Origin of the sequence: Pseudomonas ficuserectae, from assembly GCF_024584585.1 — a bacterium.
In the GTDB taxonomy this organism is placed as follows: Bacteria; Pseudomonadota; Gammaproteobacteria; order Pseudomonadales; family Pseudomonadaceae; genus Aquipseudomonas; species Aquipseudomonas amygdali.
Window position 1 is genome coordinate 3,830,001 of the sequence record NZ_CP085684.1, and the last position, 15,169, is coordinate 3,845,169.

Annotated in this window: 11 protein-coding genes and 1 pseudogene (1 of these 12 running past the window's edge); 10 read left to right on the top strand and 2 right to left on the bottom strand. The window is 58.4% G+C overall.

Annotated elements, in window-relative coordinates; all coding sequences use genetic code 11:
* Both LJU29_RS16785 and LJU29_RS16790 read right to left on the bottom strand, forming a co-directional pair.
* Positions 1 to 1,709 carry the 5' portion of an aminopeptidase P family protein gene (locus LJU29_RS16785; protein WP_257110960.1) on the bottom strand. It extends 100 nt beyond the left edge of the window, so only the first 1,709 of its 1,809 coding nucleotides appear in the window; its start codon is at positions 1,707 to 1,709; its stop codon lies beyond the left edge, outside the window.
* Between the two features lie 57 nt (positions 1,710 to 1,766).
* A complete protein-coding gene (locus tag LJU29_RS16790; RefSeq protein WP_005754369.1) occupies positions 1,767 to 2,960 on the bottom strand; it encodes a cysteine desulfurase family protein in 1,194 nt (397 codons plus the stop codon).
* A gap of 585 nt (positions 2,961 to 3,545) precedes the next feature.
* On the opposite strand from LJU29_RS16790, the gene LJU29_RS16795 reads away from it, so the two are divergent.
* The 10 genes and pseudogenes from LJU29_RS16795 (at position 3,546) to LJU29_RS16840 (ending at position 15,163) form a co-directional block, all read left to right on the top strand.
* A complete protein-coding gene (locus LJU29_RS16795) occupies positions 3,546 to 4,667 on the top strand; it encodes a DegT/DnrJ/EryC1/StrS family aminotransferase (RefSeq protein WP_057422158.1) in 1,122 nt (373 codons plus the stop codon).
* A 5-nt stretch (positions 4,668 to 4,672) separates the two neighbouring features.
* Positions 4,673 to 6,205: pseudogene (locus tag LJU29_RS16800) on the top strand (lipopolysaccharide biosynthesis protein).
* 3 nt (positions 6,206 to 6,208) lie between these two features.
* Positions 6,209 to 7,144 carry a glycosyltransferase family 2 protein gene (locus LJU29_RS16805; RefSeq protein WP_257110961.1) on the top strand — a complete coding sequence of 312 codons (936 nt, stop codon included), beginning with the start codon at positions 6,209 to 6,211 and terminating at the stop codon, positions 7,142 to 7,144.
* Positions 7,134 to 7,586: a low molecular weight protein-tyrosine-phosphatase gene (locus LJU29_RS16810; protein ID WP_002554036.1), complete on the top strand. Its 453-nt coding sequence runs from the start codon at positions 7,134 to 7,136 to the stop codon at positions 7,584 to 7,586. The genes LJU29_RS16805 and LJU29_RS16810 overlap by 11 nt, the downstream gene beginning before the upstream one ends.
* Positions 7,587 to 9,794: a polysaccharide biosynthesis tyrosine autokinase gene (locus LJU29_RS16815; RefSeq protein ID WP_257110962.1), complete on the top strand. Its 2,208-nt coding sequence runs from the start codon at positions 7,587 to 7,589 to the stop codon at positions 9,792 to 9,794.
* Between the two features lie 53 nt (positions 9,795 to 9,847).
* Positions 9,848 to 10,360: a transcription/translation regulatory transformer protein RfaH gene (gene rfaH / locus LJU29_RS16820; RefSeq protein ID WP_005754380.1), complete on the top strand. Its 513-nt coding sequence runs from the start codon at positions 9,848 to 9,850 to the stop codon at positions 10,358 to 10,360.
* A gap of 85 nt (positions 10,361 to 10,445) precedes the next feature.
* Positions 10,446 to 11,447, top strand: coding sequence for a glycosyltransferase (locus LJU29_RS16825; protein WP_057453472.1), 1,002 nt, complete (start codon positions 10,446 to 10,448; stop codon positions 11,445 to 11,447).
* On the top strand, positions 11,444 to 12,661 hold the full coding sequence (locus LJU29_RS16830) for a glycosyltransferase family 4 protein (RefSeq protein WP_257110963.1): 1,218 nt from the start codon (positions 11,444 to 11,446) through the stop codon (positions 12,659 to 12,661). Before LJU29_RS16825 ends, LJU29_RS16830 begins: the two co-directional genes overlap by 4 nt.
* Before the next feature lie 83 nt (positions 12,662 to 12,744).
* Positions 12,745 to 13,860 carry a glycosyltransferase family 4 protein gene (locus LJU29_RS16835; protein ID WP_257110964.1) on the top strand — a complete coding sequence of 372 codons (1,116 nt, stop codon included), beginning with the start codon at positions 12,745 to 12,747 and terminating at the stop codon, positions 13,858 to 13,860.
* Positions 13,861 to 13,933: 73 nt separating this feature from the next.
* The gene (locus tag LJU29_RS16840) at positions 13,934 to 15,163 is read left to right on the top strand and encodes a glycosyltransferase family 4 protein (RefSeq protein ID WP_057453474.1); all 1,230 of its coding nucleotides are present in this window, start codon (positions 13,934 to 13,936) and stop codon (positions 15,161 to 15,163) included.
* Positions 15,164 to 15,169: the final 6 nt, after the last annotated feature.

Here is a 15,169-nt window from a genome sequence, read left to right on the forward strand (position 1 = left end):
GTGCGCTCTTCCTCGTTCAACATCGAGACCTCGATGCAACGCGTATCGATCGGGCAAAGTGTCAGGGTTTCAAAACGCAGGAACTCGCCGAACTCGGTAGTGCCCGCTTCCTGATTAATCACCAGGTTTTCGATGCGCACACCCCAGCGCCCGGGCCGGTAAGTACCAGGTTCAATAGACGTGATCATGCCTGGGAGCATTGCTGTCTGCGGCGTTGCAGGTGCCTGATAGGCAATAACTTGTGGCCCTTCGTGGACGTTCAGAAAATACCCGACACCATGCCCGGTGCCATGACCGTAGTTGACGCCCTCACTCCAGATTGGCGCTCGGGCAATGGCATCCAGCAACGGCGAAAGAATGCCCTTGGGAAAATGCGTGCGCGATAACGCAATAACGCCTTTGAGAACCCGCGTACAGTCCTGCTTCTGCTCGGCACTCGGCGTTCCGATCGCAACCATGCGCGTGATATCGGTGGTGCCACCAAGGTATTGACCGCCCGAGTCGATCAACAGCAAGCCATCACCTTCTATCTGCGCATGCTCCGCCTCAGTCGCTCGGTAATGCGGCATCGCGCCGTTGGCATTGAACCCTGCAATGGTTGCAAAGCTGGGTGAAACATATCCAGGACGTCGCTCCCGTGCCTGAGTAAGCTTTTCATCAATCGTCACTTCGCTGATGGGCTCACGTCCCAGTGCACTGTCCAGCCAGGCGAAGAACTCGCAGAGCGCCGCACCATCCTGCTCCATTGCCTGACGGATGTGACCTGTATCGGTCTCGGTTTTTTGCGATTTCAGCAGCGTACTCGGATTAAGCCCTTCAACCAGGGTGACTTCACTGTCCAGGTAATCGAACAAGCCGCAGGTTACACGCGCCGGATCAACCAGCAATCGTGCGTCTTTCGGCAGCTCGCGCAAGGCTGCGCCAATCTGCGTGTATTCCATGAGATTGATGCCGTCGCGCTCCAGACGCGAGCGCACCGGGTCAGGCACTTTCCTTGAGTCCACGAACAGCGTGACGCTATGCGGGCCGATCAAGGCGAAGGCGATGAAAACCGGATTGTAGGAAACGTCAGCGCCACGCAGATTGAACAGCCAGGCTATGTCATCCAGTGTTGCGATGAAGTGCCAGTCAGCGTTTCGCTCGGCAACGATCTGGCGAACACGAGCCAGTTTTTCAGCACGGTCCAGAGATGCCTGAGGGGGCAAGTGTTCGTAGATTGGGTGAGACGGCAAGGCAGGACGGTCCTGCCACAGCTCGGTGAGCAGATCGATATCCGTGCGCAGGCGAGCACCACGCGCGTAAAGCCTGCTTGCAAGAGTGCGCGAAGAGGCAACGGCCAGGACCGCACCGTCTACGGCAACTACACTTTCGGCTTTGGCTTCGTCCGCCAGCCATTCAAGCGGCCCCTGCTGGCCCGGCAACAGTTTCACCAGCTCGATACCGCTACCTGCCAGTTCCTTGGTTGCCTGCTCCCAATAGCGACTGTCAGCCCATATGCCTGCAAAGTCCTGGGTAATGATCAGTGTACCGACCGAACCGTGAAAACCCGACAGCCACTGGCGCCCCTGCCAATAGCCGGGCAGGTATTCGGAGAGATGCGGATCCGCTGACGGCACCAGATAGGCATCGATGCGCTCCCTGCTCATCAAGGCGCGGGTTTGCGCCAAACGTTCTGCCACTTCTGAACTGGCATTGGATTGCGTGCTCATTGACTCTCCTGCTGACCCGGAAATTGACTGCTTTCACCGGTTCAGATAATGGAGCACTCATCGAGACTGAGCAACCGCCCAGAACGCTGGCTGAATCAGACAGGCATGAATCGACTCGGCCGCACGCTCGATATCCTGATCACGAGTGAAGCGCCCCAGGCTCAGACGTATGGTCTGACCGGCAGCCTGCGGGCTCAGCCCCAGAGCCAGCAGGACGTGTGAAGGCAGGTTCTTCGCCGAGTTACAGGCCGAGGTAGAAGAGAAGGCAAGTTTGTCACCCAGCGCTGCAACGTCGAGATCATTGTGGGTGAATGTAAAACTGAGGGTGTGGGCAATCCGCTGGGTGGGACTGCCGTTGATACACACACCCGGAATATCGGCCAGTCGCTCACAGAGAAGACTGTTGAGCCGCTGTATTTCAACAACTTCTTCTTCAAGCACTTCGGCCGCCAGGGCAAAGGCCGCACCCATCCCGGCAATCTGATGCGTCGCCAGGGTGCCGGAGCGCAGACCACATTCATGCCCGCCTCCGTGAATCTGGGCGAGAACCCGTTGCTGCGCGCGCGGGCCGACATACAGCGCGCCAATCCCTTTGGGCCCATAGATTTTGTGTGCAGAAAGCGACATCAGGTCTACCGCGAGCTGACTCAAGTCAATCGGCAACTTGCCAGCGCCCTGCGCAGCGTCGACATGCAACAATGCGCCGTGAGCCCTTACCCGCCTGCCGATTTCCGCGATGTCGTTGACCGTACCCAGTTCGTTGTTGACCAGCATCAGCGAGACCAGAAACGTATCATCGCGCAAAGCGGCACTGACCGCGTCGGCGCTGATCAGGCCATCGCTGTCCGGTGCCAGCCAGGTAACCTCGACGCCCTCTTCCTCAAGTTGCCGCGCAGTATCAAGGGTTGCCTTGTGTTCGATCTGACTGGTGATGATATGACCGGATCTGCCTCCGGCGAATGCTGCCTGCCTCTTCGCGCGTTCTTGAGCCACACCCTTGAGCGCCAGATTGCTGGATTCGGTGGCACCGGAGGTCCAGATGATCTGCGAGGCCTGAGCACCTACCAGACGGGCAACCTGCTCACGGGCAATCTCTACCGCAACGCGGGCCTTTTGTCCGAATGAATGAGCGCTGGATGCAGGGTTGCCAAAATTGCCTGACACACCCAGACAATCGACCATGACCCTGATAACACGCTCGTCCACAGGCGTAGTGGCGGCGTAATCAAAATACAGCACTGGCTCTTTCATGTTCGTTCTCCTGCCTGCAGTCCATGAACACGATCATGCACCAAACCGCATAGAACCAAAAATTATTAATTGATATTTAAATAGATCAATTGGAAATATAAAGAGGCGCAAATTGTAAAATCCAGCGACTTATTGACGTCCTGCAAAGCACGTTCAGCGTGTCATTTAAATACACCTGCAAGATGATATTTTTTTGACACCCTTATAAATCAGTTAGTTATGAAATCTGCTTTACCATTTATGAAAAATATAACAGAAAGATGACGAAATAATTTGACAGATACCCTGCCGCGACCGATATATAGGACCGTCAGGCGCATTCCGTTGTCACGCACATGCCGCAGAGCATGGCGTCGGGATAATCAAGCCGAAGTTGACCGCTGTTCCGTCCCACGCTTTCAGTTATTTCCACGGTGCTCAGCAGGTGCCGGCGGATGTCTGTTGACTCTCCATTCTATTTTTAAAGTACTGAACACGTTCGGTGTGGCGGTAGCGTTGCCTGAAGCAATGCAGCGCCCGTACGCGAAAAAGATGTCTGGTCACTCACTCGGCAATACCCCGATTCAGAGAAACATGGAGGCTTCGATGATTAATGTGACCAAGACGTATCTGGGTGATATCGACCAGTTCAAACGCTACGTTGAAGGTATCTACGCCCGCGGCTGGCTGACCAATCACGGCCCGCTGGCCAAGGATCTGACGGACCGGCTCAAGGACTATCTGGGCGTCAAACACATTATTCTGACCAATAATGGCACTCTTGCGCTGCAGATTGCCTATCGGGCTCTGGGCTTGAGTGGCAGCGCTGTTACAACGCCATTCAGTTTCGTCGCCACCAGCAGCTCGCTGCAATGGGAAGGTATTCGCCCGGTCTTTGCCGATATTGATCCGGACACCTGGAATATCTCGCCACAGCACATCAAACGCAGCATCGCCGAAGACACTACGGCAATCGTGGGCACCCATGTGTTCGGCAATCCTTGCGACGTAGAAGCCATTCAGCAGATTGCCCGCGAACATAAGCTCAAGGTGATCTATGACGGCGCACATGCATTTGCCGTGCGTCATGCCGGCCAGTCGGTGCTCAATCATGGCGATATCAGCACCTTAAGCTTTCATGCCACCAAACTGTTCCACACGATTGAAGGCGGCGCGATCATCACCAACGATGACGAACTGGCCAGAAGCGCCCACCTGATGTGCAACTTTGGCATATCGGGAGTAGACCGAATCGACGGCATCGGCATCAATGCCAAGCTCAACGAATTCTCCGCAGCCATGGGGCTGTGCATTCTCGACAACATAGGCAACATCCTTGAAGAGCGCGCGCAAATCGCTCACCTCTATACGTCAGCGCTGGAAAGCTACCTGGATCTGCAAAAACCCCAGGCCGACAGCGAACTCAATAACAGCTATTACCCGGTGGCGCTGCGTAACGAGCAACAGCTGTTGACGGTGCGCACTGCGCTCAACCTGCGCAAGATCAACCCTCGCCGCTATTTTTACCCCTCACTGGACACCCTTGAATACCTGCAGCCACAGCCCGGCCAGCCTGTGTCCAGAGCATTGAGCGAACGAGTGCTGTGCCTGCCGATCTATCCCGGCCTGCTGAAAAGCGAGCAGGACCTGGTCATACGCACGCTGATCGAAACCTGTGCTGTGACAGATATGGACTACCCGGCTTGCTCCGCTGCCAGGGTCTGCTGACTATCATGCGTGACACAAGCCCGGTCATTCGCAGCCGTTCGATCATTCGCAACACCGTCCTGAACTACAGCGGACAGGCCTATGTAATGTTGGTCGGGATTCTGATCATGCCGTTTTATCTGGGCCATCTGGGTGCCGAGGCCTACGGCTTGATCGGTTTCTTCACCCTGCTGCAAGCCTGGCTGCAACTGCTGGACGCGGGACTGTCTCCCAGCCTGGTGCGCGCAGTGGCACATCAGCAAGGCACTCCCGTGAGCGAGAAAAGCCTGGGCCGTCTACTGCGCTCATTTGAACTGATATTTCTACCGATCACGATGCTCTGCGGCCTGCTTGTCCATGTCGCCAGTCCCTGGATCGCAGCACAATGGTTGAACGCCAATACGCTGCAACCCGACACTCTGGCGCAGTGCATCACCTTGATGGGCATCATCATCGCCTTGCGCCTGTATTCGACACTCTATAAAAGCGCCATTCAGGGCCTTGAGCAGCACGCCTAGCTGAACGCTGCCAATGTGTCGATTGCAACGCTGCGCTACTTCGGCGGCTTGCTGCTGGTCAGTCAGTTCTCCCGAGACCCACAAGACTTTTTTGTATTTCAGCTCGTGGTCGGGCTGCTCGAAGCCCTGCTTTTTGCCAGCAAAGCCCGCAGGCAGATGCCTGCGCCGCGCTGCCTGACCGGCCTGGACTGGCAACTGATCAAGCCGCTACTGCCGTTCGCCGCCAGTCTGTCGTTGAGCGCAGTGCTGTGGATTGTGCTGACTCAGGTGGACAAGGTGCTGCTGTCGAATCTGCTGCCACTGGACCAGTACGGCTACTTCTCACTGGTTGCGTTGATCGCCACGGGCATCGTGATGCTGAGCAACCCGCTGGTTCAGACGCTCTTGCCGCGCCTGACTGTGTTGGTGGCCGAAGGTAGGCGCGACGACATGCACACGTTGTTTCTGGCAGCCAATCGCCTTGCCTGTACCTTTCTGTTCCCTCTGGCAGGCGTAATTGCTCTGTATGCCGAGCCGCTGATTATCGCCTGGACGGGTGATGACGCCGCTGCGCGCTGGAGTGGACCGGTGCTGGGCTGGTACGCGCTGGGCAGCGCAATCATGGCTGCCACTGCTTTCCAGTTCTACCTGCAATACGCCTATGGCCGAATGCACTTGCACCTGTGGTACAGCGTGATTTCGACACTGATCAGCGTGCCTGTAATGTTCGTGGCTATCCATTATCAAGGCGTTTACGGCGCAGCGCTGGCGTGGTTTTTCCTGCGTGCGACGTCCTTCGCCATATGGCCCGTCATCGTCCATCAGCACTTGGCACCGGGTCTTCATCGGCAATGGTTGAGCGACATTCTGCGTATCAGTGCGATGACCGCTGCGGGCCTGGCGATCAGCGCGCCTGTGTTCCATCTGATTGCCGATGAAAGCCGTGGCAGCCTGCTGTTGGCGCTCGCCGCCAGCGGCCTTGTCACTCTGGCACTGGTGGCGGCAAGCCATGGGCCGCTAGCGTCAAAAATCTATGTTTTGTTCAGCAAACCGAGTACCTGAGCCATGGACGACACTGCAAAAAATACCGGCGAACCCTGCGTGGCATCGCCGTTGCTGAGCATCATATGCCCCGCCTACAACCAGGAGGCCTTCATTGCTCAGGCACTGGAAGGGTTTCTGTCACAGCAGACCGATTTCAGGTTTGAAATCCTGATCAACGAAGATGCATCCACGGACAGCACTGCACGCATCATTGCGCACTACGCCGAGCGGTATCCGACAATCATTCGGCCCTTCTATCAACAGGTCAACCAGTACAGTCAGGGCGCACCTTGCGTTCCGGGCCTGTTCGCCGAAGCCCGCGGCCGTTACATCGCCTACTGCGAAGCCGACGATTACTGGACTGATCCGCGAAAGCTGCAGCTGCAAGTGGACTTTCTCGAGAGCCATGCCGATTACGTCATCACCTATCACGACGCGTTCGCCTTCGACGAATACGGCCAGTACGGCGTGCAACTGCAAGGCCTGTTGCGCAACGATGCTACGGCGCTGGAGCTGCAACAGGCCAGACGCCTGTCGACCCTGACCGTCTGCTTTCGCAATGTGTTCAGCACAATGCCGCCCGAATTGAGCATGTGCGGTGCACCGTTGAACGATATGTGCTGGTGGTCATTGCTGGGGGCCTACGGCAAAGGCAAGTTCATGGCGCAGATCAAGCCGGCTGCCTATCGGCTGCACCCCGGCGGCGTGTTTTCCATGCGCAGCGACAAACGCAAATTGCATATGAACCTGCAGACCTGTTCAAGCCTGGCCAACTATTACAATCGTCTGGGCAATCAGCCCCTGTACGAACACTTCCTGATGCAGACGGTGTGCCTCTCGCTGGCCGCGCTCGCCCCCCGCCACAAACTGCAGACGTTGTGGAAAGTGGCCGGCAATGTTGTCGTCAACCTGAGCAGACGCCTGTTCCAGACCAGTGGCAAAGCACATGTTCAGTAACGTACTGGTGTTGTGCGTCGGCAACATCTGCCGCAGCCCGATGGCCGTCGCGATACTGCATCAACGCCTGGAGGCCACGCAGGTGCGCGTTCAGTCAGCAGGCATCGCCGCGCTGTCAGGTTCGTCCATCGACCCGGCGGCTCGGCAGGTTCTGCAAACGCACCGGGTACAGCCACAGCGCCATGCAGCTCGGCAGATGAGCCGTGATCTGCTACGCCAGGCCGACCTGATTCTGCTGATGGAGCAGGCACATTTTGCCGACGTCCTCAAACTCGCACCCGAAGTACGCGGCAAAGCCTTTCTGATCGGTAAATGGCAGCACCCGCTCGACATCGCCGACCCTTACCGACGTCCCGCATCAGCCTTTGAACAGACCTACACGCAGCTCTCACGCTGCATTGACGACTGGCTTCCTCATTTTCAGTCAGGAGCAACAGGATAAATGACCGTCATGAACCGTCCTTCGCTGGATATCCACCAGGACTCCCGGATTGATCTGGCAGCGGTCCTGCGCATGCTGTTCGATCACAAAGCGCTGATCCTGTGGACCGTCAGCCTGTTTTTTCTGATCGGTCTGGGCTATGCCATTCTGGCCACGCCGGTGTATCAGGCCACCGCCATGATCCAGATAGAGCCCCGAAAAATCGGCATCGAGGGCACCCCGGAGGTCAGCGCCAAGCCATTGTCAGTGTCGCAGGCGACCACCGAGATCGAGCTGATCAAGTCGCGCGCATTGTTGGGCAAGGTCGTCGACGATCTGAAGCTCAATACGCTGCAGACACCTGATTTCTTTCCGGTAATCGGCCCTTACCTATACCGTACCTTCAAGCCAGTGCGCGACGGTGAATTGGCTAAGCCGTTATTCGGCCTGACGCAATACGCGTGGGGTGGCGAGAAAATCGAGGTATTCCAGCTGGAGGTGCCGGAGCACCTGCTGGGCGAAAAACTCACCCTCATCGCAGGCAAGCCTGGCCAGTTCTCGCTCTACGACAACGAGCACAATCTGCTGCTTGGCGGCACCATCAACCGCATTGTCGAAGGCAACGGGGTGAAGATTCAGGTCGCTGCGCTGCGGGCGCGTCCCGGTACCGATTTCAGTGTCTCCAGACAGCGCACGCTCAGCACCGCGCTGGTTTATCAGAACCGGTTGAAAATCGCCGAAGCCGGCCGGGACTCGGGCATCATCTACCTGTCCATCGAGGACCAGGACGCACAGCGGGCCAACCAGATTCTCGACGAAGTCAGCCATCTTTATGTACGCCAGAACGTGGAGCGCAGTTCGGCCGAGGCCGCGCAACGGCTGCAGTTTCTACGCTCGCAGTTGCCTGCCGTGCGCAAACAGCTGGAGGACGCGGAGACTGCGCTGAACACCTTCCAGACCAGCGCCAGGTCGGTGGACCTGAGCATCGAAACCAAAGGCGTGCTTGATCAGGTGGTCAGCCTCGACTCGATGCTTTCCGAACTGAAACTCAGGCGCGTAGAGCTGGAACGGCTGTACACCCGTGAGCACCCGACCTATCGCAGCCTGATGAGCCAGATGAACCAGCTGGAACAACAGAAACAAGGCCTGTTGAAGAAAATCGACGCGCTGCCCATGACCCAGCAGGAGTTGCTGCGTCTGACCCGCGATATGCAGGTCATCAGCCAGACCTACACATTGATGCTCAACAAGAGTCAGGAGCAGGACATTCTGCGTGCTGGCAGCATTGGTAATGTGCGGGTCATCGACAACGCCGACACCAATGTCGAGAAACCCGTCAAACCGATGAAGACGCTGATTGTGCTGATCGCCACGCTGATCGGCGCACTGGTCGCGATGACCATCGTATTCGTGCGCCAGGCGTTCTATCGGGGCATCGAGAGCGCCGAAGTCATCGAAAGTCTGGGCATGCCGGTCTACGCATCACTGCCCCACTCGCGTCAGCAGGAACGCCTGGAAAAGCGCGATCAGGACAGCAAGGATTCAAGACTGCTGAGCATTGCCGCACCCGGCGAGCTGGCCATCGAATCGCTGCGCAGCCTGCGTACCAGCTTGCACTTCGCCATGCTGGAGGCGCGTAACAACGTACTGATGATATCGAGCCCGACACCAGGCGCCGGCAAATCGTTTGTATCGAGCAATCTGGCAACCATCATTGCCCAGACCGGCAGGCGGGTTCTGCTGATCGATGCCGATATGCGCAAAGGCTACCTGCATCGGCTCTTTGGCCTGCAGCCCAAACACGGTCTGTCCGACACGCTGGCCGCCCGCTTGCGGTGCACCGAAGTCATCCATCAGACGCGGGTCCGGCATCTGGATTTTATGTCCTGTGGTTTCGCTGCACCCAACCCCTCGGAACTGCTGATGCATGACAACTTCAACAAGATGCTGGCCGAATTGTCGCCGCTGTATGACCTGATCCTGATTGACACGCCACCCATCCTCGCTGTGACCGACGCGACGCTGGTGGGTCGCCAGGCAGGCACCTGTCTGCTGGTTGCTCGTTTCGGCATGACCACCGCCCAGGAAATCGAAGCCTGCAAGCGCCGCCTGGGCCAGAACGGAATTCTGATCAAGGGTGCCATTTTCAACGCGGTAGTGCGCAAGGCCACGACGTCCGATTACGACTACGCGGCCTATGGCTACAACTACCACCCTGCGCCCCGATAACCCGTATTGACGCCTGCCGTTCACTGAGCTGTTTCATTTAAAAGGAATTAATCATGGCCCTCTCCGCCCAGGAAGCTCGCTGGTATCTGATCCAGACCAAACCGCGTCAGGAGGCCCGCGCCGAAGAGCATTTGCGACGCCAGCATTTCCATTGCTACCGACCGCTGCAGGTCGATGTGAAAAAAACCGCTGCCAGGGTTCAGGCCGACGAGCCTTTGTTTCCCGGTTACCTGTTCATTCAGATGGATCAGGTACAGGACAACTGGTACCCGATTCGCTCCACACGCGGCGTCTCGCGCATTGTGACGTTCGGCGGGCACCCGGTGCCGGTCCGCGATCATCTGATCGAGCAGATCCGCCAGCGACTCTCCACACCTGCGCCCAAAGCACGATTTATTCAAGGTGATCCGGTAATGATCACGACGGGCAGCTGGAGTGATGTGGAAGCCATCTTTCTGAGCGAAGACGGTACCGAGCGTGCGGTGATTCTGCTCAACATGCTGCAACGCCAACAAAAAATGGTGTTGCCCATCAGCAGCCTGTCAAGGGTCGAAGCCCGCGCGTAAGGCCTGCCGCACCTGTAGGAAACTGCCCAAGGCGTGTGCCTGAAACATGCCTCTCAGCCTGCTTAACCAGCCCCGGAACCACACCATGCCCCACCAGACCACCTTGGTGACGCTCACCTATGGTGACCGTTTCAGCTATCTGCACACATTGATCAGCCGCTCGCTGGAGAGCCCGCTGATCGGCCGTGTGATCATTGTCAGCAACGCTTCCGTTGCACCATTGCAGGCGCTGTGCGATGAGTGGCCCGACCGGGTTCAGGTGCTCTGGCTGCCTGACAACACCGGCTCGGCCAACGGCTATTCGACAGGCATCAAGGCCGCGCTGGAAACCGGCGACGATTACATCTGGTTGATGGACGACGATAACGCGCCGACCACCCATGCCATTGAGGTGTTACACCGGTCTCTTCATGAACGTGAAACGATCGACGGCAGGGACAATTGCGCAGTGCTCGGCTTTCGCCCCACGCATCAAGCGGACATCGCCGCGGGTGTACCGCTGCGTTACGCAATTCAGCGGCGCTCAAGCTTCTTCGGCTTTCACATCGCCCAGTTGCCATACAAGATCTGGCGACGCCTGCCCTTCGGAAAGCCCGGTGCCAGCGTGCCCATGCCGGAACGGGTGCAGCTCCCTTTCGCCACCTACGGGGGGTTACTGGCCCATCGCAGCCTGTACAAGAAAATCGGTCTGCCACTGGACGCGCTCAAGCTGTACAGCGATGACACCGAATACACCTGGCGCATTACCGACGGTGGCGGGAAGGTATTTCTGGTCCCCGAAGCGCTGCTGGAGGATCTCGAGGATTCATGGAACATCAAGGCGCGCACCCGCAACGTCTATGAAAGCTACTTGTCGGGCGGATCGGACCTGCGCGCTTATTACGCCGCGCGTAACCAGGCGTGGTTCGACAGGCATATCTGGGCGTCCTCCCCACTGCTCTATCAAGTCAATCGCCTGGTATTTCTCTGCCTGTTGAGCCTGTATGCCTGGCGCTATGACGCCGATGCGCGCCTGAACCTGCTCAACGACGCCATTCACGATGGGGAAGCCAGCGTGCTGGGCCTGAACAAGGCCTACTCGTTATGAAAATTCTGTTTATCAGCAGCCTTTATGCGCCCGATATCGGCGGCGGCGCAGAGATCATTCTGCAACGTACTGTCGAGGGCTTGCAGCAACGCGGGCACAGCGTCGCCGTGCTGGCCACCACCGACCGGCCCGGTTTGCAGTTGGCAGAGGTCAATCGGGTCAAGGTCTATCGCGCAGGCCTGCTTAACCGGTACTGGCACTTCATGGCCCAGCGTCCGGGCCGTCTGGCGCGGCTTGCCTGGCACTGGCGTGATCGCTACAACGCCGGCATGCGCGAATACGTAGGGCGGGTGATGGAACTGGAGCAACCGGAGCTGGTGGTGTGCCATAACCTGACCGGCTGGTCGGTGTCGGCGTGGGACGAAATAACCGGGGCCAATCGCCCGATCGTGCAGGTCCTGCATGACTTTTACTTGCTCTGCCCGGCCAGCACCATGTTCAAGAAGGGTCATAACTGCCAGCGCCAATGCACGATGTGCACGCAGTTGCGCAGCAATCATGCACAGCAGTCAGAACAGGTCGACACGGTCGTGGGTGTCAGCCGCTTCATGCTCGACACCTTGCAGGCGCAGGGCTATTTCAAAGGCGCGCGGGGTTACGTAGTGCATAACGCCAGCCCGTTCACTCCACCGATTTCGGGGCAGCCCAAGGCACCCGCCGATGATGCACCGTTGCGCTTCGGTTACCTGGGCACGCTGTCCACAAACAAGGGGCTGGGATGGTTGATTGATCAGTTTCAGCATCTGCCGTTCAAAGCCACCCTGCAGATTGCCGGGCGTGGGCAGGCATCTGATGAAAAGCACTTCAGGACCATGGCCACATCACCGGACATCAGCTTTGTCGGCGTCCAGAAGCCCGAAGACTTCTACCGCCAGATCGACGTGGCAATCGTCCCCTCCCTGTGGAATGAGCCGTTCGGCATGGTGGCCGTCGAGGCCTGCGCGCATGCTCTGCCAATCATCGCCAGCCGCATGGGCGGGTTGACGGAAATCATTCAGGAACCGCTCAACGGCCTGCTGTGCAGCCCCGATGACCCGGACTCGTTGGGGCTGGCAATGCTCAAACTGCACCAGCAACCCGAATTGCTTAAGCGCCTCGGCAGCCAGGCGCGCAACAGCGTCGCCTCGTTGATGAACCTGGACCTCATGCTGGACCAGTACGAAAGCATCTTTGCCCAGACCCTGCAGGACCGCCGCACGTACGTCACACAGTGAAGGGGCGCAATCTGCCCCATCAAGCCCGTTCAAGGACAGGATCTGGCACCAGCCAGATCACCCTCATCAGCAGGATGCTCGAGATGATTGTCATCAATTCACGGTTCCTCACCCAGGATGTCAGTGGTGTACAGCGTTACGCAGAGCATATGTGCAGAGCCCTGAAGCGGCTGCGCGACGATCTGGTATTCGTCGCTCCGCGCACCATCAGGCTGCATGACTGTGCCAGCGCACTGGAGGCCCAGTGCATCGGTCATTCCACCGGGCATATGTGGGAGCAGATCGACCTGCCGCTTCACCTGAAACGTCAGGGCAGCCCGCTGCTGATTTCAGTCAGCAACACAGGGCCAATGTTCTATGGCAACCAGATAGCGACTCACCACGACATCACCTATGTGCGCTATCCGCAAAGCTACACCCGGCTATTCCGCCTGGCCTATCGGACCATCACCCCGATTCTGCTGTCACGCGCCAGAACGCTGATTACCGGCAGCAACTTCTCGCGAAGGGAAATAACCTCGTTCTATGGCTACGCCGAGGACAAGGTGCTGGTCGTGCCCGCTGCGGTCAGTGGCGAATTCACGCCGAGGCCGACACCTGTCGATCAGCCGAAATACTTGCTTGCAGTGTCCTCACCCGCCGTACACAAGAATTTCAACCGGATGATTCAGGCATTTCTGAGTTTGCGTGGCCACACCGACCTGCAACTGCATATTGTCGGCGCAGCCAGCGCATTGTTCGCCGACCCTGATCTGCAAAACCTCGCCTGCCGTGACCCGCGCATCCGTTTTCTGGGGCGACTCAGCGATGCCGAGCTGATCAGCCAATATCAGGGTGCCGTCGCGTTCGTATTTCCTTCGCTTTACGAGGGGTTCGGCATTCCGCCGCTTGAAGCCCAGGCCTGCGGTTGCCCGGTGCTGGCCGCCAATGCCGCTTCGATCCCAGAAGTCCTGCAAGGCAGCGCATTGTATTTCGACCCGCTTGACGTCAGCCACATGGCCGCAGCAATGCAGCGCGTGCTGGTGGATGCGCCGTTGCGCAATGCGCTGCGTGCTCAGGGGTTGCATAACGTGCAGCGTTTTTCCTGGGACCTTTCCGCGCAGCGCCTTTCCCAGCGTATCGATGCGCTGCTGGAGTCTGCTCCTGCGTCGCCAAGCAAGCAGCACGTCGTACCCGAGTCGTCCGCCGGCAAACCCTGACCCCACAACAGTAACGCCAGGATGCGCCCTGTCGCATCCGCATTAGCGCGGGCCATTACAGCAAGGAACGCCCATGAGAATTGCTATTGTCCACGACTGGCTGGTGAGTTACGCCGGTGCCGAGCGCGTGCTTGCTTCACTGATCAACGTCTGGCCCGATGCGGATCTGTTTGCAGTCATCGACTTTCTCAGCGATAAGGACCGCGCGCAGCTGCGCGGCAAGGTAGCCAGAACAACGTTCATCCAGAAGCTGCCCGGCGCGCGCAAACATTATTCACGCTACCTGCCGCTAATGCCGCTGGCCATCGAGCAACTGGACCTCTCCGGCTACGACCTGATCATCAGCAGCAGCCACGCAGTGGCCAAGGGCGTGCTTTGCGGCCCGGACCAACTGCACATCAGCTATGTGCATTCGCCAATTCGCTACGCCTGGGACTTGCAGCACCAGTACTTGCAGGAATCAGGGCTGGGCAAGGGAATCAAGGGCAGTCTGGCGCGCCTGGTCCTGCATTACATGCGCCTGTGGGACCAACGTACGTCGACCGGTGTGGACGCATTCATTGCCAATTCGGGCTTTATCGGCGCACGCATCTCCAAGGCATATCGACGTGACTCCACCGTCATCTATCCGCCAGTGGACACGCTCGGTTTCACCCCCCAAGGCGCGCGTGGGGACTTCTACCTGTGTGCATCGCGGATGGTGCCCTACAAGCGCATGCCAATGATCGTCGAAGCCTTCGCCGCCATGCCGGACAAACGCCTGATCATGATCGGTGACGGACCGGACCTGGCCAAGGCGCAGGCCATTGCCAGGCAGGCGCCTAACATAACGCTGCTGGGTTTCCAGCCTAGCGCGGTACTGCTGGAACATATGCGCAGCGCCAAGGCGTTCGTCTTCGCCGCCGAGGAGGATTTCGGCATCAGCCCGGTTGAAGCCCAAGCCTGCGGCACGCCGGTAATCGCGTTCGGCAAGGGCGGCATCATGGAGACCGTGCACGGCCTGGATCAACCGCAACCGACCGGCGTGCTCTACCGGCAGCAAACCGTGGCAGCGCTGAGCGCCGCCATCGGCGAGTTTGAAGCTGCGCAATCACGCATCTCGCCGCAGGCCTGCCGGGCCAACGCCGAACGGTTTTCGGTGGCGCGTTTCGAGCAGGAGATCAAAGCCTTCGTCGAGAACCGTCTGGCCACCTCGCATCTTGTGCATCTGGCTCGCCTGCCCCACCCGCACCGCGTCGCTCAACCAGCGCCGGTCCCGGGCAGCGAACTGCCAGGCCGTGTCGTCCCCATAAAAACCGTCTGAGCGAGC

What these genes read in the sequence shown, in the direction of transcription:
- LJU29_RS16790 (WP_005754369.1), bottom strand. Translation starts at nt 2,960, where the DNA reads ATGAAAGAGCCAGTGCTGTATTTTGATTACGCCGCCACTACGCCTGTG.
- LJU29_RS16795 (WP_057422158.1), top strand. Translation starts at nt 3,546, where the DNA reads ATGATTAATGTGACCAAGACGTATCTGGGTGATATCGACCAGTTCAAA.
- LJU29_RS16805 (WP_257110961.1), top strand. Translation starts at nt 6,209, where the DNA reads ATGGACGACACTGCAAAAAATACCGGCGAACCCTGCGTGGCATCGCCG.
- LJU29_RS16810 (WP_002554036.1), top strand. Translation starts at nt 7,134, where the DNA reads ATGTTCAGTAACGTACTGGTGTTGTGCGTCGGCAACATCTGCCGCAGC.
- LJU29_RS16815 (WP_257110962.1), top strand. Translation starts at nt 7,587, where the DNA reads ATGACCGTCATGAACCGTCCTTCGCTGGATATCCACCAGGACTCCCGG.
- rfaH (WP_005754380.1), top strand. Translation starts at nt 9,848, where the DNA reads ATGGCCCTCTCCGCCCAGGAAGCTCGCTGGTATCTGATCCAGACCAAA.
- LJU29_RS16825 (WP_057453472.1), top strand. Translation starts at nt 10,446, where the DNA reads ATGCCCCACCAGACCACCTTGGTGACGCTCACCTATGGTGACCGTTTC.
- LJU29_RS16830 (WP_257110963.1), top strand. Translation starts at nt 11,444, where the DNA reads ATGAAAATTCTGTTTATCAGCAGCCTTTATGCGCCCGATATCGGCGGC.
- LJU29_RS16835 (WP_257110964.1), top strand. Translation starts at nt 12,745, where the DNA reads ATGATTGTCATCAATTCACGGTTCCTCACCCAGGATGTCAGTGGTGTA.
- LJU29_RS16840 (WP_057453474.1), top strand. Translation starts at nt 13,934, where the DNA reads ATGAGAATTGCTATTGTCCACGACTGGCTGGTGAGTTACGCCGGTGCC.